Source organism: Chitinophaga sp. RAB17 (assembly GCF_052114225.1).
GTDB lineage: Bacteria > Bacteroidota > Bacteroidia > Chitinophagales > Chitinophagaceae > Chitinophaga.
Genome location: NZ_JBFREI010000023.1, coordinates 17,608 through 38,602, shown reverse-complemented (window position 1 = coordinate 38,602; position 20,995 = coordinate 17,608). Strand labels below are relative to the sequence as shown.

Genomic DNA, 20,995 nt, shown 5'->3' with positions numbered 1-20,995 from the left:
TAATTTGTTAACTCAGCGCGGTGGAGACGATGCTACTTGCAAAGTAACAGCTTTGAGCAGACTGAAAAAAGTCGTTCGTTGGCTAATTACTATACTATATTGGCAATCGCATTTTTTTGCCTGATAAATTGTTGTTAGATTCATTTATGAATTCTGCTTTATGAAACCAATTCTGCGCAAGGTTGATACAGGTCATAATTATTCTTTCAGTATACGCGAAGACATTTATCCTTACCTCTACAATCACTGGCATTACCATCCGGAAACGGAGCTCACGCTCATCCGGAAAGGCAGTGGCATGCGGCTGGTAGGCGATAGTATGGAACGATTTAATGACGGAGATCTCATTCTGTTGGGAGCCGATTTACCGCATATGTGGCGGAGTGATGAAATATATTTCCAGGAACTACCAGACTTACAGATTGAAGCCGTTGCGATACATTTCAAAGCGGATTTCTGGGGCAGCGGTTTCCTGGAATTACCAGAGATGAAAGGAGTAAAAGACTTACTGAAAAAAGCAAAAAACGGCATTAAAATACACGGCCGCACCCGGGAAATGGTGAGCCTGAAAATGGAAGCGATCCTGCATGCCAGCCAGGTACAAAGAATTGAATACCTGTTGAGCATGCTGCATATGATTGCGCTGTCTGAAGAATATACTTTGCTGTCCAGTATGGGATTTGCTAATACCTATAATATCAGCAACACCGATAATATCAACCAGATTTATACCTATACCTTTAATAACTTCCAGCAGAAAATTACGCTGAAAGATGTGGCTACAGCAGCGAACGTAAGCCCCAATTCTTTCTGCAGGTATTTCAAATCACGTACACTCAAAACCTACTGGCAGTTTTTACTGGAAATCAGGATCGGTTATGCCTGCCGGCTGTTGATAGAAAATAATCTCAGCGTATCACAAATAGGTTATACCTGTGGATTTAATAACTTATCGAACTTTAACCGGCAGTTTAAAATCATTACAAAAAAAACACCCCTGCAATACATGAAAGCTTATGTACAGGCTAAGACCGGGTGAAGGAGAATCTCCACCTCCCTCACCGATGGCCGGTAGTATTGCTGCCATCAGGACGCGGCCTGTCCTGATGGATTGACCTCCGCCATATTAGCCGTATTTACCCCGACGTTTTACCGTAACGCCTGACTCTCAGTGCCGCCTGTTCCCGGTGTCCTGCAAATCCTTCCAGGTCGCATAAACGCATCGCATACTCGCCGATCATCGCGCTGGCTTCGGGCGTACAACGCTGGTAGGTACAGTTTTTCAGGAACTTGCCGACCCACAGTCCACCCGTGTACTTCGCCGCCTGCCGTGTGGGCAGGGTATGATTGGTGCCTATCACTTTATCTCCATAGGCTACATTGGTTTCCGGCCCCAGAAACAGTGCCCCGTAATTGGTCATATTATCGAGGAATACCTGCGGGTTGCGGGTAAGTACTTCTACATGCTCATACGCCAGCGCATCAGCCTCCCGGATGGCTTCTGCTTCGTCTGCCACCAGCAAAACGGCGCCATTATTTTCCCAGGCGACCCTGGCTATGTCTGCGGTAGATAATACCTTCAGTTGCTTTTCTATCTCCCGTAATGTTTCAGCTGCCAAAGCCATAGAAGTGGTAATCAGCACACCGGGAGATCCTGGTCCATGCTCTGCCTGTCCAAGCAGATCGCAGGCTACCATTTCCGCATCGGCTGTTTCATCGGCGATCACCAGGATTTCAGTGGGGCCTGCAAAAAGATCAATCCCCACCCTGCCGTATAATTGCCGCTTGGCCTCTGCTACATATGCATTGCCCGGTCCTGCAATCATGTCTACAGCCGGGATCGTATCGGTGCCGATGGCCATAGCACAAAGCGCCTGTACCCCGCCCAGTATATAAATTTCATCTGCTCCGGCAAAATGCATGGCGCAAACAGTCGCCAGTGGTATCTTCCCATTGATCGGTGGTGTGCAGGCAATCACGCGTTTCACGCCCGCTACTTTTGCAGTGAGTATACTCATGTGCGAAGAAGCTACCATAGGGTATCTGCCACCGGGAATATAACACCCTGCACTGTTGACCGGAATATTTTTATGACCCAGGAAAATGCCCGGTAATGTTTCTATTTCTATATCCAGCAGCGAGGCGCGTTGTTGTTCTGCGAAAAAGCGGATCTGCTGCTGCGCAAACTGAATATCCTCTATCACTGATGCGGGCGTTTGGGCAATGATGTCTGCAATTGCCGTGTCAGTGAGCTGGAAAGCCGCCGGCGACCAGTTATCCAGCAAGGCAGAATATTCCCTGACGGCAGCATCCCCCTTCAGCTCCACTTCCCGGATCATTTTTTCTACGGTTGTTTTTATACTGGTATCTGTTTGCCTGATAGCAGCTTCGGATTGTCCCCTTTTTAAATAAATAGCCATGGCATTATTCTCCTGAAGGTTTAAGTAATGGATAATAAGGATTCAGTGGTACGCCAAAATCCGGCGTGCCGTCCGTATGCCAGGTAAAACGTTGCATACGTGGGCTGCGCGCACCACCACAGCCCTGCCCCTTTTGGGCATTGGCATGATAGATGATCCAGTTCTCCTTACCGTCTTTTGATACAAAAAAACCATTATGTCCCGGTGCATATACATTGTTGGTTACCTGTTTTACAAATACCGGCTCCGGTGATTTGGTCCAGTCGGCAGGATTTAACGGGTTGCCGTTTTCTTTCAGGCTTAACATGCCCAATGCATAATCATCCGTACCACAGCTGCTGGCAGAAAAAATGAGGAATATTTTGCCGGCAGGATTTCTTAAAATCTCCGGCCCCTCGTTTACCGGCTGACCGTTTTTCTCCCAGTTGTATTGTGGCATAGAAATCTGTACCCTGGCGGTTTTGAGCGTCCAGGGATTTTCCATCTCTGCGATATACAAACGCTGGGTGATATCGGTACCGGAAACCTGCCCGCTCCAGATAAAATAATTTTTGTTATTGTATTGCAAAACAGTTCCGTCTATAGAAAAGAAGTTGCCATTGGGATCGCCTATCTTTCCTTTATCTACCCAAAGCCCCTGTAGCGGATCTGCGGCACTATTCTCCAGCACAAAAGTACGCTGCGTAGCCAGATCTCCTGAAGACCCGGCCGTATAATACAGGTACCATTTACCCTGCAGGTAATGCAATTCCGGCGCCCAGACATTCTTTGAATTAGGACCGGTAGCGGGGGCCGTCCATACGGTTACCGCAGTTGATTTTTTCAGGTCCGACATGGCGCCTGTTTTGCGGATAAAGATGCCGGAACCGGCGGTACTCATGTAATAATAAGCGCCATCTTTCTGAAACACCCAAGGGTCCGCACCGCCGTCCAGTAAAGGATTAGTAAAGGTAGTATCTTTTCGTACTACCGGTGGCGTTATATCGGTATTGTTATCTTTCCCGCCACAGGAAAGGTTGATCAGAAAGATTAACAACAAGGATAATTTATCCATTTGATAATTTTTAAGAGATGAATACTACTTCCATAATTTAGGGTCMTTCCCCTGGCTCTTACGCCATTCATTCCGCCAACGGTGAATATCATAGGAATTCACCGGCGGCATCGGCTTTCTACCTGCTGCATCCGGAATAGCGGGTACGGCGGCTGCTTCCCGGGCATACCAGTAGGCAACACTGGCCAGGTCCAGCGTCATTTCATTATTGTGACCATGCTCAATGGTGAACTTCAGCGACTTGCTGAAATACAGTGGATCGGTGATATGAAAACGATACAGGTGCGTACGTCCCAATGTGCCGATATCATTGTTTACCCGGGCATATCCAAAGTAAGGATGTGTGTATAATACTTTGGGTCCCCAGGCAGTATTAAAATAATCTTCTGTGCCGGTACCGTTGAGCGGCTTTTCTTCGCCGTCAATAAAAATCATATCATCGCCTTCCCCATACCACAATGGTGTAGGCGATTGCACATAATAGTTCAATCCAATGAACTGACCTTCGCCTTTGATATCGGCCACCACGTAATTATTTTTTCCATCCCGGTTATTTCCTTCCGGGCCAAATATCCAGTGTTCATTTTCTATGCTGTCCTGTGAACCCATCAGCTGTTTGTTATACCAGGCATGAAAGCGGCCGGTGTTGGGTGGTAGCTTGTCCATTTCTACATAATCCACACAATAATAAAATGGTTGTATTTCTCCGCCGGATTGGTTCTCAATTTCAATCCTGGCGCCGCTCGCAAATGGCATCGCAAAATAACTGACCAGGCTGGTACCTTCCATCGGCGCGGCGGCTAATGGAAGGGAAGTAAAAGAATAGGATTCATTCCAGCCCTGTCCGAAAAACGGACCTATCGGAGACGCTACCGATGCATAGGGTTTACCATCCCAGTACATGCGGATAATTACATCATTGCGACTTAACTTATCCGGCGCCGGCCACATGGTAATCCAGATATGATTAATGATGCCCGCGCCTTTAATGTCTATCAGTGTGCGCTTACCACCGTTTTCAATATGCTGCAGATTGTCATTTGGTCCACCGGCTTTATCGTAGCTGCTGATACGCCGGGTTTTTACGTGGTCCTTTATTTGTGCAAGGCTCCCCAGATCCTGTGCCTGCAACGGGTTGGCGGCAAACAATAACAGGAAGATGATCAGGTATTTCATGATGATTAATTTGTGGGTACCGGCCAGTTGTCTGTACGAAAAGGTATTACCGGTAGTCCGTTGTTGCTGAAAAGATTGCCTGTAGCGGCGTTGCTGAATCCATAGCGTACGGCCACCGGATCTTTCACGGCCTCGTTCCAGACAAGAAGTGTATTCTTTTTTATGCTGCTTTTAGCAGGATAGAAAACTTTATCGTTGCCTGCAATGAATAATTCCGTGACCGTTTTTCCGTGTATGGTCAGGCCTTCCGTTGCCTGGGCAAAGGATAGCACCATTTTATGCTGATGGATGACATGTGATTGGTAAGATGGATTTTTATACGGCGCTGCCGGTTGCTGATAGGTTTCTCCCAGTGCCCAATCCGCGAGGCGCGCTCCTACATCATGTTTATTGGCAGGGTGTACATCATATACGTTACTCACCAGGTCGGTGGTCACTACCATACCGGTGTTGGGATACCGGCTGCTTTGCCATTGCGCCTCTCTTAACAAGGCGCCTACATTTTGCTCCCGGTAATGATATGGAGCGATCTGCACAAAATAAAACGGTAATTCCCGCCGCCAGGCATGTCGCCAACCTTCTATCATAGCCGTAAATAAGCGTGTATACGTGCCCGATGTACCGGTATTGTTTTCTCCCTGGTACCAGATAACCCCTGCAATAGCATAGCTGGTGATAGGTGACAGCATTCCATTCCAGGCTACACCTGGTTTATTGGGACACATACCGCTGGGTAGTATGTCTTTGGCCGCGACTCTTAAAACAGCATCCCGGAAGATGATGCTATCGGGCGTCCATACTTCTGCCGAAGTACCTCCCCAGCTGGCTTCCACCAATCCTACCGGTACATGCAGCGTTTCCTGTAATCGCTTCCCGAAAAAATAAGCTACCGCACTGAACGTATTCAGGGTATTACTGTCGCACATAGTCCAGCTGGCGGCTACATCACCTTGGGGAGTGGTGGCCGTGGTTTTGGGAATATGAAAAAAACGGATATTCGCATTGGCTGCCGTAGGCAATGCTGCCTTGATATCTGCCAGTCCCCATGCCCCACACATTTCCATATTACTTTGTCCGCTGCAGATCCACACTTCGCCGATCAGGATATTGCTTACCGTGAGCTGGTTTTTACCTTTGAAGGTAATGGTAAAAGGCCCACCGGCCGCCGGTGTGGGAACCGCCATTTCCCAACCGGCATCTCCTGAGGCAATGGTGGCATAGGTTTGTTGATCCCAGGAGGTAGTAATACTAATTTTCTCCATCGGATCGGCCCAGCCCCATAACTTTACCGTATCCTTTTGCTGCAGTACCATATTGTTGCCAATGACAGCTGGAAGCCGGATATTAGCCACAGCAGGGAGTATACAGCCATTGACCAGCCATATGAATATAGTAATGATCTTAGGCAGACGAATACCGGCAACGGATAAACGAATGCCACGGATCATGATTACGGTGATATGCCTATTTAAGCATGCTGCCAATGAGTAGTTGCGCGGGATCATTGATATTAGATTTTTTAGTCACTTCCCAATAACTCTGCCTTTGTTGTATCTGGATCTGCGAGGTAACTATCCAGCTCTGAATCCAACCGCTGAGTGTACACCAGGCACCCCAGCCGGCATCGGAATTAGATGCCCAGTAGTCCCAGCGTCCGTAATCAAAAGCACGGAACCAGGCACCGTCAACATCCGGATGTTGCCTGCTTTGTACCTGAATGCGGGTAAGGAAAGCAGACAGTTTGTCCACAGCAGCCTTGTATTTTTTATCGCCCGTAGCCTGTGCAGCTTCATTCAAACTAAATAAGGCAAAATTGCAGGTGTAAAGCATACAGGATACTTTCTCCCCATTCTTATAAATCAGGGATCCTTCATCTGTCCCATAGTCTTTGTTGGCGTTGAGTGCATTGAACTGCCCTTTACCTTTTGCACCCAGCTCTTCACGGATAGCTCCGCTTTCATCCTGGTACTTTATAATTTCATTGACCATTTTGTCCAGCCATTGCCGGTGCTCCGGCGTATCTTCTACGCGTACCAGCCAGGCCAGCGGTAAAATCATGCGGGCACGTTGTGTTTGCATGCTGCTACCCCAACGCCAGTTATCGGGATATGCTTCCATGGTCATCCTGATGGCGTTTTTTGTTTTAGCCAGCAACGGTTCATACTTCGTTTTATCGTAAAGCCATAAATAGAGCGCCCACATCCAGGATTCAAAATGTGGAGAAGTATAAATCAATGATCTGTTCTGATAAAACCGCCAGCCATTCTTTATAATATCCGGTTCTTCCAGGCGTTCGCCCCGGAAGCCCTCTTTACCGGTAGTCCGGAAATTAGCCAGGATGGCGGCGGCCATCTCTTTGTCCCATTCACTGGTATGCTGATAGGCGGCAGCGCCCAGTACGCCCAATATAGCCCTGGAATTATCATCGCCATAAAACGTATATACGGAAGGGTTAGTGGTTGCCCAGGCTATTAAGCCGTAAGCTGCGCTGTTGCTGTCTCTTTTTTCGCCTGAGCGCATATTGGAGGTTTCCAGCAAAAAGTGGATCAGGTTGCGGGCGCGCTGCTGATAGTCTTTGTTGTGCAGTAAACTGCCTGCGGCAGATAAAGCCATACTTACTTCTCCCTGAACATCGGCACGCAACCAGTAGCGGTACTGTTGTGTACCGTTATAGTTAATGGTAGAAGTATGTCCTTCAATGATCCCTTCTGAACCGTTGCCGTCCTGCACACCAGCAGGCACCGGAGGACCTACCGGTGGATCTATGGTACCAAATTTTGTCCAGTCGCTTTTCAGATCGCGATTCACAAAAAAACGTCCTTTATAAAACCAGTCTACTCCTTTACGAATACTGTTTAACCGGGCAGTGGCTGTCAATGGCGTGTGCCGGTCGAACATCGGACGCACATCCATCGGCCAGTGTTTAATAGCAACATCCGGATGCCTGCTGATACGGGAAAGGATATACGTAAATACCTGTTTCATGGCAGCTGCGGGTCCGTAACGCCCTCTCTCAAAATTACTCAGTGCTGTAGTGGCCACCAATACCTGATCCTTCTCAAATAGCAGCGGGTATACTTTGGTGTCTTTCAAGCCATATTCCGCTTTATCAAACCCTACCACCTTCGCAAGTACCAGCAGCGGGTTTTCTTCTGTTACCGGCAGCACATAACAGTTATGAATACCGAGTACGCTCATGGATGGTAAGGTGGCGCCAAAAACATTGCTGGTCACCACTCCTCTTTCCAGTCTTGTTTCTACGGGTCTTGCTATGTCCAGTCCCGGAAAAGCTGCCGGATACTCGATATAGAGTTGCAGATGCTTTTGTTTTACCTCCTGCAATAAAGCAGGTGTGAGCCGGATAGCCGGATCTACCACCGGATATTTATCTGCTACGATAAACACACCGGCGCCTTCAGACGCCGCATGAATGGTAGCTTCCGGGCTAATAAACTGGTTCACCACAAAGCCTTCGGTGATCAAAAGCCAGTACAGATCATTTTTTATGCTGCCGCAAAAAAACAGGGGTTTTGCTTTTGCAAATACCTGCACGCTGCTAAAAAGCAGGCAAATAATGACGCCGGTCAATACATTCTTTTTCATAAGCGCTTCCTGGTTTTATTATTTAACTGATCCAGTAAATGCAGGGCAGCTGCTTCCATCAACTGCGCCGTTACGGGTTCGAGAAATGACCACTTCCCTGGTCCGGCTTCATAGCCACCTGCTTCGTAAGCTTCGGCCGTTGGAATATAGCCGATGGAATTTTCGGCATACGCCGCTATCAGTGTGTAAGCAAATGGCGACCGGTATTCTATTTCCAATGCAGTATCTGTAAAAGGTTCTCCTGGCAAAAAAACAATCGCCAGCGGACCAATCGCTACTGCATTTATGCGCGCCAGGGCATCGAGTGGGTTACTAACGTTCACGGTACTACGAACGGGAAAATCCATTTCCAGGTGTTCAAATGCTAACCCGCCTGCAGCCGGTGTAATCCATACTGCTTCCCGCACAGCATTGGCCAGGGCTTGCCCATGACGGCGGGCATCATCTGCACCACCGGAAACGGTGGGTGGGTTGATGTCACCTGCGGCCCCATTGAGAAAGATCACTACGCCACAATCCAGCGGCGTATTGTTAGCGTGGGCGGCGGAGCGTGTCCCGCCTCCATTGGCAGATGCCGTGACGGAGCCCCGTTCCATAGTCGCTCCTTCTTCCAGTGCTATACACAATTCCCCCGGAAAATCCGGCGAAACATGCGGCAGGCACATTTCATGCACCGGGTGACAAACAGCATGAATAATGGTCCCGATAGCCGCGCCATTACTATCCTGAAAACGGATCGCATGCACACGGCGGTCAACGGGTTCCCGCTCCATCATCTCGGGTGAAACGGGTTGAAGGGCATCAGACATAGTAATACCTCCGGTGGTAGGTACCCGGCGCTGCAGACTGTAGCCTTCCAGCCGGCTGCTGCCAATGCTGATGCTACATGGTTTCGTTGACTGTAATGCCTGTTGGATGGCCTTTCTAATACGTATCTTAATTTCGTGCAGCCATTGACGGTATGCAGCTGTCAGATACAAATCCGACAATGCTACCGATTCCGGTGCGGTATGTGTATGCGTACACGTTAGTACGATATTGTCAGGAGTAATGTTGTCTGACAAGGCCGCTTTGAAATCTTCCCAGCCATCTACCGAAGTATCATTGAGCGCCAGCAGATCCAGTGATACCAGCGCTACTTTTTCACTGCCTGATACCAGTACCAATACCCTCGCTTTCAACGGGAGCCTTACCGAAGTAAAAGGCGCGTAGGTGCCGGCCACAGAAGAAGTCAGCAGCCCTACTTCCAGCGGCGGGGTGATATCTGTAATAGCTGTACCTGCCTGTAATAAATTATTTTCCATGATTGCTGTTGTTATGCCATGCCGTATTGATGCCTGCACATTTAACGGTGTGTGATGTGCACATGCATTGACCGCTTAATGCTGTTTCTTCACCCAGTTCAATGATTGCTGCCAGAAAGCATCATAGCCTTCCCATAACTCAAAATTGATTCCCCAGTGAGGAGCAGGATCAGACATATAGGTTAATACTCTCCCCTTGCCGTAAGTACCGGCTACTACGAGCGGATGACCGGTTTCCTTTACCCGTACCAACACTTCCCCGGCGGTATTTGCACTCACTTCGTTGTATCCGAATATCGGCGGAAACTGTTCCCAGGGCAGGCCTTTTACAGCGGGATGATCCGGCACCAATACTTCGGCGGTGAAGCCCGCAGATGACTCTACCAGGTCTTCTGTTACGAGACAATTCACCGGCAACGCTTCAGTAAGCGTGCATCTTCCCCAACCTGATTTACCCTGAACGCCACTGAACGACAACCAGCCACCCAGCATCATTAAACCACCTCCGTCACTGATCCAGTCTTTGATTAAAGTAAGTCTGTCGGGGAAAGTAACCACTTTGTTTTCCCGGCGGGAACGATCAAAAAAACTGGGGTATAAATGAAAACATTTTGCTTCCACATCACTGATAATTAGCGTCACCGATTCTTCCAGGAATGCTTCGAGTTTACCGGGTGCAAGCCGGTACAGCTCCCAATTGGCGAGCGTACTCACATCTGCCACATGTTCCAGCGCTTCCGTTAACCGCTCTCCGTAAAAGTGCAGGTCTGCATCTTTGGTTTCTGTGCCGAAAGGTGTTTCAATAAAAGTAGGTCCCAGGTGAAATACCCAGTCACCTAAATACAGCACATGTTCTTCTTTTGTCCGGATTTCTTTTTTAGTTCCCATAATTATTTTTTTAAAGGATATTGACGTGAATGTTGAAAGGACTGTTTTTCTATGAGCGGGTTATTCCCGCTAATCCTCGAAGAAAGAAAATCCAGGTAGGCGTTTGCCATCTTCCGGAAAATAAAAAACAGGATAGCCGATACCGTTAGCATGGCAATGCCCTGTCCATAGCGGGCAAACCATAACTGTGTTAATCCTGTAATCAATAGCGAGGTAGCCGTAAACCCTATAACGGCAATGCCTATACCGCGAAGAATGGGTTTTATGGGATATACTTTTCCGGGCTGTTCGTTCACTGGCTGATATCCTTTCCACCAACCCAACGGACGCGCACGCAGATAAAATGATGTCAGCAATTCCCGGGGTTCCGGCGGTGTAAGCAATGCCACCATGATCCATAACATGGTAGTGATACCCATTACCAGCAGTGTTTGCCACCACCAGGGAAGCACGAGTGTCGCAGCTCCCGGAACACCCAGGTATAGTAGTAGTTTTGGCCCCAGTACCACAATACAGAAAATGCCGGCGCCTCCAAAAGAGGCAGCCATTCTGGCGGGTCCGTTAAAACGCCACCACCACCACTGCGCCCAGTTAGCCGGCAATTCCGCTGCACTGAGTTGCAGCATAAAAATGGCCACGTCTGTGATGATGCTGACATTGAATACCACTGCTACTGCCAGCGAAAGAATCAGGGCCATCCCCAGTTTACCTATCAGCAGATAGTGTTTTTCGCTGGCTTTCTTCACAAACCATCTCCGGTAAATATCACTGACCAGCACCTGGCTGCCAAAGTTCAGGTTATCTCCTACGGTAGACATGGTAGCTGCCATCATTGCAGCTACCAGCAGGCCCATAGCGCCAGTGGGCAGCATCACTTTCATCAGCTTCCCGTATACCAGTTCCAGGTCGGCGCCCGCCTCCCGTAATTCCGGCCATATAACGGCAGCGGATATACTGGGCAGGGTCACCAATAGTAATAACAGGAACATACTGAGCGCAGTAACCACGTACATGGTGAGTGCTTCCGCCGGAGTCCGGGTAGATAAAATACGTTGTCCTTCCATAGCGCCGCCCATCGGGGCAGCATCCCCGCCGTAGCCGATACTTTGCCCCAGCATCCAGGCCATGGCTGCCGCCAGCGGAAATATATCATGCTGCGCAGGCGGCATGATCTGCAGCACTTCCGGATGAGTACTGCCGAAAGCATGACTTAAAGCATCGGTCATGGCCCCGGCGCCACCGAAGTGTATCAGTGTAAGTGCTGCCAAGGTGAGGGTACCTGCAAAGAAAATAATCATCTGCACCAGGTTGGAAATCACCACACCTTTATAACCGGAAAAGAAAACAAAGAGAAAGGAAACCGGCACAATCAGGTACAGCGTTTCCAGTTTCGTTAGCCCAAAAGCAGGACCCATGATTTTAAATGCCGCTAACAACGTAATTCCGGTCCATGCAGGCATGGCAATCATGGAAGTACGGAGGGCAATCCATAAACGCATGGCAGCCGCCGCACGGGGCTGAAAACGCAGATCATAAAATTCCAGCGAGGTAAAGAGATTTAGCCGGCGCCAGAATACGGCAAAGAGTACGCCGCCAAAAAACAGGGCCAACCCGAAACGGCTCAGATACCACCAGGAAATAAATGCACCTGTTACCACACCTAAACCACCATAACCGGTAGCCGCATCCGGGCTTACCAATGCCGCCGTATAAGAGATGCCATTCAGCCAGCCGGGCACCTTACGGCCGCCCAGGAAAAAGTTTTCCAGGTTGCTGCCCGAAAAACGGCGGTGCCAGAACGACATCCCCAGCATCAGTAATAAATAGCCGATCACAATCCAGATATCCGGTTGATTCCAGTTCATATTGAATAGCGTATAGCCCTAAGCGTTGTTAAAGAATGCCTGCCAGCCGTTCCGCCAATGGCGCCAGCGCAGGTAAGTTATTTGCTGGTTTGTCCAGGTAGAAATAAGCCGTTGCCGTATAATTATCTAACCGGTAAAAATTCACCCAGCCATTGGGAAAACGTTCGTCAAATAAATCCGGATAAGCCGGGTCCTCCAGTATTTTCACCACCGTTGCCGGCGTGGTAACCGTAACCGGTTTCTGGCGGGCGCCGGCTTTGGAAATAACCCGCAGTTCATCCCTCCCGGTGCCGCCTATCTGCTGAATACTCACCCTGCAACCGGTATGGAACCAGATAGGGTCCGGAATATGGTACCGGTAAAAAGCCCATTGCTTCTTCTTATCATCTGCTATCGGGCAACCCTGGTAGAGATGCGCAAATGCACCCTGTCCCCAGCCGGTACCGATATAGTCTTCTGTGCCGGTACCTACCAACGACGCAAAATCTTTGTCACCATCCAGATATACTTTTACTTCTCCTTCTCCAAACCAGCTATTACCATACACTTTATCTGCGATCACACTCATATTGCTGCCGAGGTACCTGCCCCTGCCGGTGACAGCAGGCAACAACTCAAAATCATCTCCCAAAGCCGTACGTTTATTACTGCTCCAGTATGCATGAAAATATAACAGGTCGGCAGGCTGCTTTTTCAGGCGGGTGAGGCTGATATCATAAAACAATAAATGCGAGGAGGTTGATTCATTCACCAGGACAATCCTGGCGTGTTTTCTAAAAGGCATAGGAATGTAGCAGTTGAACGATCTTCCTTCCGGATCGGAAAACAGGGCGCACTGAAAAGGTGTTTTGCGCCCCAGCCCTATACCAAAGAAATCGCCCAGGGGTACAGACACGGCGGGTTTGGTGGCCCCATCCCAATACATGTCTATGTGAACGGAGCGCAGTATTACCGCTTCCCGCGAAGTGGTAAGCCAGATGCGGTTAATAACACCAGCGCCTTCATAGTCCATCAAAGTAACACTGCTACCGGCTTTCAGCGTATCGCAGGCATGCCCTTTGGCGCCTTTGTTTTCCATACCGCCTTTACCTTTGTCGCCGTTACGGTTCTCAAAGCTGATCCAGCGTGTATCCGTATCCGTGGGAAAGTGATATAATTCCTGCCCCCTTACACTTAATGGGAGCAGGATCAATAATAGCCATCGTTTCATCATCTTTTATTTTTATTACCACCCTGGATTTTGTACCAGGTTAGGGTTCTTGTCTGTTTCTGTTTTCAGCATCGGCCACAGGTAATGCTTCTTCTGAAAAATCCGGCGCTCTACGACCGCTCTTTTAAAAAAGGCAGGATCTGTTTTTGACTGTCCTTCGAAAATGCTCATACCATAGATGTTGGTATTATCAATGGTCTCCGACATTTTCCAGCGATGATTATCGAAATACCGATGCGATTCAAATGCCAGCTCTATTTGTCTTTCATGATGCACCCTTTCCCGCATTTCATCTTTACTTAATCCAGCAGGCAATCCGGGTAGTCCTGCGCGTGCTCTGATGAGGTTAATATATTTGTATACATCTGCTACCGGTCCCTGTGCTTCATTCAGGGCTTCTGCGTAATTCAGGTATTGTTCTCCCAGGCGGAAATAGATCCAGGTGCGCAGGGTAGTTTTCTCCACGGGTCTCCATACAAAATTGGGATCTGATAATTTCTTCAACAGGTAACCGGTAGCGGCATAATTACCACCACCCGCGGCCTGTTTGCCATCGGCCCCTTTGAACCAAAACTCCAACCCTCCTGTCCTGGTTTTCCAAACCGCGCCGGAATAGTTAATACTGGCATAAAACCGGGGTTCCCGGTTTACATACATATTGCTGGTGCCGGCTACATACAGGTTATCAGGTCCTGCTACATCGGAAAATCCTGTTTCTTTATACCCCGAAAGCGGATTGATAATAGGAGAATGATCCGCCGTATAGCCGGTAATAGGACGTAATCCGTTGGCCATTTCATATTGGTCTACAATATCCTGTGTGGGGGCATTCAGCGTAAACCCGGAAAGGCTCAGCGGCTCACTATATACGTCCAGCCCATCGTAGTTGCCTTCGTTATTGGCAAAAAAAACTTCTTTGTTATTGTTGATATAGAATAGTTCCTGGTAGTTTTTTACCGGGTTATTACCGGCAGCGGTATACAATGCATATCCCGCAGATTCCGTCTGGTCAATACAATTCTTTGCAGCATCTGCTGCCACCTGCCACCTGGAAGCCTGGTAGTCGGGAAATAACCGGGTCCCTTCATTATCTTTAAAATTGATATAATCCGGGTTGCCGTTGAACAGCGGGCTGGCCAGGTAAAGCAGTACTCTTGCTTTCAGCGCCAGCGCCGCAGATTTTGGCACACGCCCATACTCCGTTCCTTCTGTAATGCGTGCAGGTAATAACGCTGCGGCCTGATCACATTGTGATACAATGTAGGCCACACACGTCTCCAGCGGCTGCCGGCGCAGCGCTTTGAAATCTGCATCCAGCGTAAGTGTGCTATCTGCAATAGGAACAGGACCATATACTCTTACCAGCAGGAAGTGAAAAAACGCACGCAGAAATATCGCTTCGCCTTTTTGCCGGTCTCTCATCGCGGATGTATAAAGTTGATCCAGCGGTACCTTATCAATATGCTCAATAAATATATTAGCTTTACGTAAACCACCATAGTTCCTTGCCCATGGATTAATCACCGTAGAGTTGGCGTCCCAGGCGCCGGAGGTCATACTGTTACAAAATGAATTCGGATAATATTGCTTCAGTTCATCGGCAGCTCCATGATATGGATTTTGTGCATTGTCCGGCCATATTGCTTCCTGGGGCAACTGGGCGTATACATTTGTCAGAAAATTACTGGCATAATCTCTATTGGCAAATACCTGTTCAATAGTGAGATCATCATCCGGTGCCTTATCCAGAAAATCTTTTTTACAGGATATCCCCGTCATTAACAGGATCAGGAATATCAACGAATTGATCATTGCTTTCATGCGATTCATTTTACTGCTTTTAAAAATTCACCTGCGCACCAATATTGATACTGCTCTGCAATGGGTAGGTACCTTCTCCATTATCATTTTCAGGATTCACCACTTTAATATGATCCCAGATCGCGAGATTGGTACCATTCACAAATGCACGAATGCTGGCAATACCTATCCGCTTCATTAATGCCTGGTTGAATGAGTATCCTATTTCCGCAGATTTCAGCCGCAGGTAGTTCCCGTTTTTCATATACAGGGTGTTGGTGATATAGTTATTGGTGCTCTTCACATCAATAACAGAAGGATACTTTGCATTGGTATTGTCAGCCCCCGGTTTCCAGCGGTTATCATAATATTCTCTCATCACATTATAAGTGTCTACTCCATCCAGGAATGCAAAAGTGGATCGGCCCTGCAGGAATAAATTTGTTCTGGCTGCGCCGGTAAAAAATATACTCATATCAATACCTTTCCAGGCTATGGTGCCTCCAAATCCGAACATCAGTTCAGGATTCCGGGGAAAGCCAAAATAGGTTTGATCATTGGCGTTGATAACACCATCGCCATTCAGATCCTTGTATTTAATATCGCCGGGATGGATAATCGCCTGCAGCGTTGTTTGTGAAGGACTTTTATCTATATCCGCCTGGTCTTTAAAAAGGCCGATGGCTTCATAACCGTAAGGCCGGTCAATACTCTGTCCCCGGCTGTTCTGATAAGACAATGGCCTTACCGGCGAATCATCTTCTATGATAAGGTTATGGGCAAAGGTGAAATTGCCCTGGAAGGAATAGTAAAACCCTGACTTTGTCTGGTTCTTTATTTCCAGACTGCCATCAATTCCTTTGTTGTTGACAATACCAAGGTTGGCATATGGAATGATATCACCGGGATAACCGGCCGATATTGGAATTTGTCCACGCCGGATCAGGATACCACTTCTACGTTCTTTAAAGGCATCTACTGTGAGGGTAATCTTTCCATTCAGCATTTCCAGGTCTATTCCCACATTCGCTTTGGTAGCTACTTCCCAGGTTACATTTGGATTGCCTATCAGGTTTTCCTGGAAGGAACCGGTCTGATAAGTCTGGTTATCGCCAAACAAATAACTGCCGGGAGCATTCTTATTGATAGTACTCTGGAACAGGAACCGGTCTCCCCCTATCTGATCATTTCCTACTTTGCCATAGGAGCCTCTTATCTTCAGAGAGCTGATGACCGCTTTATTCCAGAATTGTTCATTGGATACTACCCAGCCCAATGCACCGGAGGGAAAGAAACCATATCTTTTCCCTTTGGGGAAATTTTCTGATCCGTTATACCCTCCGTTAAACTCCACTAAATACCTGCTGTCGTAATCATATGTTACACGGCTGGCCAGCCCTTGTCTTCTGAAAGGAATATTACCGATAGAGTTACCTGCAGAGAGATTTACATATTCCCTTCTGTTTCCGAGAATCAATCCTCCGATACGGTGTTTTCCAAATGCCCGGTCGTAATTGGCCGACAGTTCGAGATAGGAAGCACGGTTGGCATCATACCCGGTGCCATAGCCCAATGCCTGTTCTCCGCCAATCGGAACATATTTATCTTCTCCGTTTGCGTCTTTACCCAGGTACTGGAAAGTGGCTGGTACTTTGAAACGGGTATTACGCATGAAGTTGTAAAAGTCAAATGCATACAATCCTCTTACAGATAGCCCTTGTGTCACCAGGGAAGAAAGATCCCAGGTGGCTCCGAGGGAACTCTGGATGTTGTTCCGGAATTGTTTTTCATAACCCGTTTGCGTACTCACTACATATGGACTTCTATTCAGGAAGCCATTTTTTGCCGGTACGGATCCGTTGGGATTTTTTATAGGGAAAGCGTTGTTAGGCGTCCAGCGCAGGTATTCGAAAATGGCGCCGGCAGAGGCGCCGGGATAGTTGGAATTTTGAATGATCCCTCCCAAACTCAGATCCATTTTCAGATTTTTGCTGATGTTTACATCCACATTAGACCTGAAATTGTATCGTTTCATGCTGCTGTTGGTTTTATAGGGAACTGTAGGGTCTTCCTTATAAATGCCATCTACCAGGGTAAATCCAACATTGGTAAAATAGCGGAAAGTTTGATTACCGCCTACCAGGCTAAGGTTGTTGATCGTTTGAAGCGTATTCTTTTTTAAGGTAGTACTGATCCAGTCTACATTGGGATAGAGGTATGGGTCGGACTGATCTTTAAATTTCTGCAGTTCTGTCTGCGAAAAAAAAGCGGGCTTTCCCACGTTGGCCATTGCTTCATTACAGAGGATTCCATATTCATAGCTGTCGATATACTTAGGTAAACGTAGTGCAGTCAACCGGGCTGTTTCAGTGCGGAAAGATACTTTTGGTCGTCCTTCCACGCCTCTTTTGGTGTTGATGAGGATCACACCATTAGCGCCGCGTATACCATACACTGCGGTAGCAGATGCGTCTTTGAGCACAGAGAAACTTTCTATTTCCTGCACGTTCAGGTTATTCATATCCCGTTCGATCCCATCTACCAGGATTAACGGCGCCCTGTTTCCGTTAATGGTACTGAAACCCCGGATAAATACGCTGGCCGCGTCATAGCCGGGTTCACCGGAAGACTGCCGCGTAATAATACCTGGTAACCGGCCACCAATAGCATTTGATAAAGAGGCAGTAGCTGATTGCTGTACCTCACTGATTTTTACGGTCGCAACAGCGCCGGTAACAGACACTTTCTTTTGTTTACCAAATCCTACGATCACTACATCGTTCAGTTTCTGGTTTTCCAGGTCAGGTAATAATTTCACCGTGATACTTTTTGCGTTGCCCGGGTGGATTACCTGTGTGATGTAGCCGATAAAGGTAACAGACAGCGAATCATTTTCATTGCCTACTTCAATCAGGAATTTCCCGAATACATCTGTTACCACTCCTTTTGCAGTACCTAATACTTTGATAGTGGCGCCCGGAAGCACCTCGTCTTTTTCATTGGTAACTTTTCCTGACAGCACCCAACTACGGGCGGGAGTGGATTCACCAACGTTCTCCGTAACATTTTTTCTTTTGACGATAATAGTGCGGTCCAGTACTTCATAGGTAAAGGGTTGTCCGCTGAAACATTCTGCCAGCACTTTTTCCACCGGTGTGTTGGTCACCTCCAGGTTAACACGCTTTGCATCATCGAGATAACGTGCATCATAAAAAAAAGTGTAGCCGCTTTGTTTGCTGATTTGCTGCAGCACTTTCTTGAGCGGCACATTACGCTCCGACAATGTCACCTGCTGAGAGTATCCAGTGGCGCTGGTTTGCAGACAAATGCCCGTGAGTAATAAAGCTGTAAATTTCATAACCAGAAGAGCTTTGGAATGGTTGATAAAGCAGTTCCCCGCTATCAATTTGTACAGGCGCAGAGGATCCTTGCCATGAATGTTAAAATTCATACATTTGCGATGTTAAGGTTGAAGGATTTTAATGATACGAAGTCCCGTTTAGCCTGACATTCACCGGCAGCGTACCAGCGCTACCGGTTTTTTTTTGGCTTTTCTGTTTCTCTTATTTAGTCAAGTAGATATTCCTGTCATTTATTCTATAATGAATATTACTGGTGAGTTCCATCATTTTTAATACTTTGGAGAGATTGGCTGATCTTGGTATTTCTCCGTTAAAGCGATAACCGGTAAGGCCTGTGTAATCTATGTTGACATCATACCAGCGTTCCAGCTGTCTGACTACTGTTTGTAATTCTGTGTCGTTGAAAATAAATTTTCCATTTCTCCAGGCAAGCGCCTCTTCTGTATCCGCATCTTCAATAAGTTGTATGCTGACAGGGGTTTCGCGATTCACTTTCGTTTGCTGCCCGGGTTTAAGTATCCGTGTATTTGCACCCGCAGCAATACGAATGCTCCCCTGCAGCAAGGTGGTGGTAATATCGGCGTCATTACGATACGACTGTACGTTAAAGCCGGTACCCAATACTTCTATACGATGATGGCCGGTAGTCACGTAAAATGGTACGTTCCCATTTTTAACTACCTCAAAGTAGGCCTCACCGGTGATTTCCACCCTGCGGGCATCATGCGCAAATGTGGCAGGGAAACGGATCGAAGAAGCAGCATTAAGCCATACCTGCGAACCATCCGGCAGTACCACCTGGTATTCGCCACCGTTTGGTGTAGTAATGCTGTTATACGCATTGACACCGGCAGTAGCCCCGGAAGCATCATAGCGCAATTGTCCGCTGCCTGATTTGCGGATCAACGTTTTACCCTGACTGGCCACCACCCCTTCGGGCGCGTCATCCAATACAATTACGGACCCGTTGGATAATGTCAGCACCGCTTTGCGGCTACCGGGTGCTACATCTGATTTATGCATTACCGTGGCAATGTTGGGTGTCTGCTCCTTTTTTAATATAAACCAGGTGAGTGCGCCCCCCATGATCAATAAAAATATAGCGGCAGCGCGGCGCCATGTATGCGACCAGAAGCCCGGTGACTTTTTCGTTTGTCCGATAGCGTTATATACCCGGTCAAAAGAATCCTGCCAGTTTATCAGCTCCATCTCCGCTGCAATTCCCTCCTCTCCCGCTTCGCCGGATAATTCCCGGAACAACTGCCGGTTCCGTTCACTGTCCGCCAGCCAGGCATCCAGGGTATCCTGTTCTGCGCTGGTTAATGCACCTTCTCTTTGCCGGTAAATCAGTTCAGCGATATATAATAGCCGATGTACATCTTTTTCTTCCATAGAAAAACAATAGCAAATACAGTGCACTACCTTTTGATATGCCGTTTCATTGGCAGCACACCGTATTGCTGGTTAAATGGTTACTGCCCAAAACGGTTTCCCTGATTGAAAGTGCGGATTTCCGTACCAAATAGCTCGTAGGTACATACATAATCGCTGGCGGTGCATTCACCTTCATTAGGCGCCGGAATGTAAGTGTAATGCGACAGGTCCTGGTCGGCTGCGTGTACGAAGGAACCGGTGTAGATCTCTTTCGGACCAACAGTCTTCAGCAACGAAGGTCCTACCCGATGCGATCGTGACGCCTGGGCTGTAAAGATTGCACCTACAGTGCCCGACACCAGTGCTGTAGCTATCATTGCCAATTTTAAATGTTTCATGCGTTTACTATTTCCAGGTGATGAAATGACTTGCTGTGTAGCAGGATCGCTGCTATATTGATGAGCATAAAAACGATATTAAATACCAGGTGCTGCGTCCAGTTCAACGAGCGCAATACGCCGCCGCAGGAACACGGAACCCGGTAAAAAAACTGCAGCTTCACCAGTATAATATATCCGGTAAATAAGGTCAGTATAACCAGGCTGCCATACAATCCCGGTATCCTGGAAGAAGGAAAGATGAGCAACACCGTTAACAGCAATTCACTTCCAGGTATCATCCACAACAGTACGGGTTTAAATACCGAAGGAAAAGCCTGGTTGTACAGCTGTTTCCTGTATTCGTAGCCGTCCAGCAGCTTACTGAGACTTGCATATACAAATAATAAAATGAGTAAGCATATCAGCACTTCCAGAACAATCGACTTTGTTTTCATGTGGAATCAGCGGTTGATGTAATAGATACACCACCGAAATCATTTCGGGTTAGTGGGGGAAATTCTTTTTGAAAAAAAAGGAAAAATAATTTTCATTCCGGGCA

15 protein-coding genes are annotated in these 20,995 nt (G+C 47.7%); 1 reads left to right on the top strand and 14 read right to left on the bottom strand.

Annotated elements, in window-relative coordinates; translation table 11 throughout:
* The first annotated feature begins 160 nt into the window (after positions 1–160).
* A complete protein-coding gene (locus AB4Z08_RS35420) occupies positions 161–1,039 on the top strand; it encodes an AraC family transcriptional regulator (protein ID WP_441578506.1) in 879 nt (292 codons plus the stop codon).
* 97 nt (positions 1,040–1,136) lie between these two features.
* Here the strand turns inward: AB4Z08_RS35420 and hisD are convergent, their stop codons facing one another.
* The 14 genes from hisD to AB4Z08_RS35350 all read right to left on the bottom strand — a co-directional run bounded on the left by hisD (position 1,137) and on the right by AB4Z08_RS35350 (position 20,891).
* Positions 1,137–2,420 carry a histidinol dehydrogenase gene (hisD, locus tag AB4Z08_RS35415; RefSeq protein WP_441578505.1) on the bottom strand — a complete coding sequence of 428 codons (1,284 nt, stop codon included), beginning with the start codon at positions 2,418–2,420 and terminating at the stop codon, positions 1,137–1,139.
* Positions 2,421–2,424: 4 nt separating this feature from the next.
* On the bottom strand, positions 2,425–3,474 hold the full coding sequence (locus AB4Z08_RS35410; protein WP_441578504.1) for a glycoside hydrolase family 43 protein: 1,050 nt from the start codon (positions 3,472–3,474) through the stop codon (positions 2,425–2,427).
* Between the two features lie 24 nt (positions 3,475–3,498).
* Positions 3,499–4,650, bottom strand: coding sequence for a glycoside hydrolase family 172 protein (locus tag AB4Z08_RS35405; protein WP_441578503.1), 1,152 nt, complete (start codon positions 4,648–4,650; stop codon positions 3,499–3,501).
* Between the two features lie 5 nt (positions 4,651–4,655).
* Positions 4,656–6,098 carry a sialate O-acetylesterase gene (locus AB4Z08_RS35400; protein ID WP_441578502.1) on the bottom strand — a complete coding sequence of 481 codons (1,443 nt, stop codon included), beginning with the start codon at positions 6,096–6,098 and terminating at the stop codon, positions 4,656–4,658.
* Positions 6,099–6,114: 16 nt separating this feature from the next.
* A complete protein-coding gene (locus tag AB4Z08_RS35395; RefSeq protein ID WP_441578501.1) occupies positions 6,115–8,253 on the bottom strand; it encodes a hypothetical protein in 2,139 nt (712 codons plus the stop codon).
* Entirely contained in the window at positions 8,250–9,557 is a 1,308-nt protein-coding gene (locus AB4Z08_RS35390; RefSeq protein WP_441578500.1) for a neutral/alkaline non-lysosomal ceramidase N-terminal domain-containing protein, read from the bottom strand. The genes AB4Z08_RS35395 and AB4Z08_RS35390 overlap by 4 nt, the downstream gene beginning before the upstream one ends.
* Positions 9,558–9,632: 75 nt before the next feature.
* Entirely contained in the window at positions 9,633–10,445 is an 813-nt protein-coding gene (locus AB4Z08_RS35385; protein WP_441578499.1) for a glutamine amidotransferase, read from the bottom strand.
* A gap of 2 nt (positions 10,446–10,447) precedes the next feature.
* Positions 10,448–12,310 (bottom strand): sodium:solute symporter family transporter, encoded by a 1,863-nt coding sequence (locus AB4Z08_RS35380; protein ID WP_441578498.1) that lies wholly within the window; start codon positions 12,308–12,310, stop codon positions 10,448–10,450.
* A 28-nt stretch (positions 12,311–12,338) separates the two neighbouring features.
* Positions 12,339–13,520, bottom strand: coding sequence for a glycoside hydrolase family 172 protein (locus AB4Z08_RS35375; protein WP_441578497.1), 1,182 nt, complete (start codon positions 13,518–13,520; stop codon positions 12,339–12,341).
* A gap of 15 nt (positions 13,521–13,535) precedes the next feature.
* Entirely contained in the window at positions 13,536–15,341 is a 1,806-nt protein-coding gene (locus tag AB4Z08_RS35370) for a RagB/SusD family nutrient uptake outer membrane protein (RefSeq protein ID WP_441578496.1), read from the bottom strand.
* 19 nt (positions 15,342–15,360) lie between these two features.
* Positions 15,361–18,678 carry a TonB-dependent receptor gene (locus AB4Z08_RS35365; protein WP_441578495.1) on the bottom strand — a complete coding sequence of 1,106 codons (3,318 nt, stop codon included), beginning with the start codon at positions 18,676–18,678 and terminating at the stop codon, positions 15,361–15,363.
* A gap of 205 nt (positions 18,679–18,883) precedes the next feature.
* Positions 18,884–20,074, bottom strand: coding sequence for a FecR family protein (locus tag AB4Z08_RS35360; protein WP_441578494.1), 1,191 nt, complete (start codon positions 20,072–20,074; stop codon positions 18,884–18,886).
* Between the two features lie 80 nt (positions 20,075–20,154).
* Entirely contained in the window at positions 20,155–20,454 is a 300-nt protein-coding gene (locus AB4Z08_RS35355; RefSeq protein WP_441578493.1) for a hypothetical protein, read from the bottom strand.
* On the bottom strand, positions 20,451–20,891 hold the full coding sequence (locus AB4Z08_RS35350) for a MauE/DoxX family redox-associated membrane protein (protein WP_441578492.1): 441 nt from the start codon (positions 20,889–20,891) through the stop codon (positions 20,451–20,453). Before AB4Z08_RS35350 ends, AB4Z08_RS35355 begins: the two co-directional genes overlap by 4 nt.
* Positions 20,892–20,995 lie beyond the last annotated feature (104 nt).

What these genes read in the sequence shown, in the direction of transcription:
- AB4Z08_RS35370 (WP_441578496.1), bottom strand. Translation starts at nt 15,341, where the DNA reads ATGAAAGCAATGATCAATTCGTTGATATTCCTGATCCTGTTAATGACG.
- AB4Z08_RS35360 (WP_441578494.1), bottom strand. Translation starts at nt 20,074, where the DNA reads ATGGAAGAAAAAGATGTACATCGGCTATTATATATCGCTGAACTGATT.
- AB4Z08_RS35420 (WP_441578506.1), top strand. Translation starts at nt 161, where the DNA reads ATGAAACCAATTCTGCGCAAGGTTGATACAGGTCATAATTATTCTTTC.
- AB4Z08_RS35410 (WP_441578504.1), bottom strand. Translation starts at nt 3,474, where the DNA reads ATGGATAAATTATCCTTGTTGTTAATCTTTCTGATCAACCTTTCCTGT.
- AB4Z08_RS35390 (WP_441578500.1), bottom strand. Translation starts at nt 9,557, where the DNA reads ATGGAAAATAATTTATTACAGGCAGGTACAGCTATTACAGATATCACC.
- AB4Z08_RS35385 (WP_441578499.1), bottom strand. Translation starts at nt 10,445, where the DNA reads ATGGGAACTAAAAAAGAAATCCGGACAAAAGAAGAACATGTGCTGTAT.
- hisD (WP_441578505.1), bottom strand. Translation starts at nt 2,420, where the DNA reads ATGGCTATTTATTTAAAAAGGGGACAATCCGAAGCTGCTATCAGGCAA.
- AB4Z08_RS35400 (WP_441578502.1), bottom strand. Translation starts at nt 6,098, where the DNA reads ATGATCCGTGGCATTCGTTTATCCGTTGCCGGTATTCGTCTGCCTAAG.
- AB4Z08_RS35355 (WP_441578493.1), bottom strand. Translation starts at nt 20,454, where the DNA reads ATGAAACATTTAAAATTGGCAATGATAGCTACAGCACTGGTGTCGGGC.
- AB4Z08_RS35375 (WP_441578497.1), bottom strand. Translation starts at nt 13,520, where the DNA reads ATGAAACGATGGCTATTATTGATCCTGCTCCCATTAAGTGTAAGGGGG.
- AB4Z08_RS35395 (WP_441578501.1), bottom strand. Translation starts at nt 8,253, where the DNA reads ATGAAAAAGAATGTATTGACCGGCGTCATTATTTGCCTGCTTTTTAGC.
- AB4Z08_RS35380 (WP_441578498.1), bottom strand. Translation starts at nt 12,310, where the DNA reads ATGAACTGGAATCAACCGGATATCTGGATTGTGATCGGCTATTTATTA.
- AB4Z08_RS35350 (WP_441578492.1), bottom strand. Translation starts at nt 20,891, where the DNA reads ATGAAAACAAAGTCGATTGTTCTGGAAGTGCTGATATGCTTACTCATT.
- AB4Z08_RS35365 (WP_441578495.1), bottom strand. Translation starts at nt 18,678, where the DNA reads ATGAAATTTACAGCTTTATTACTCACGGGCATTTGTCTGCAAACCAGC.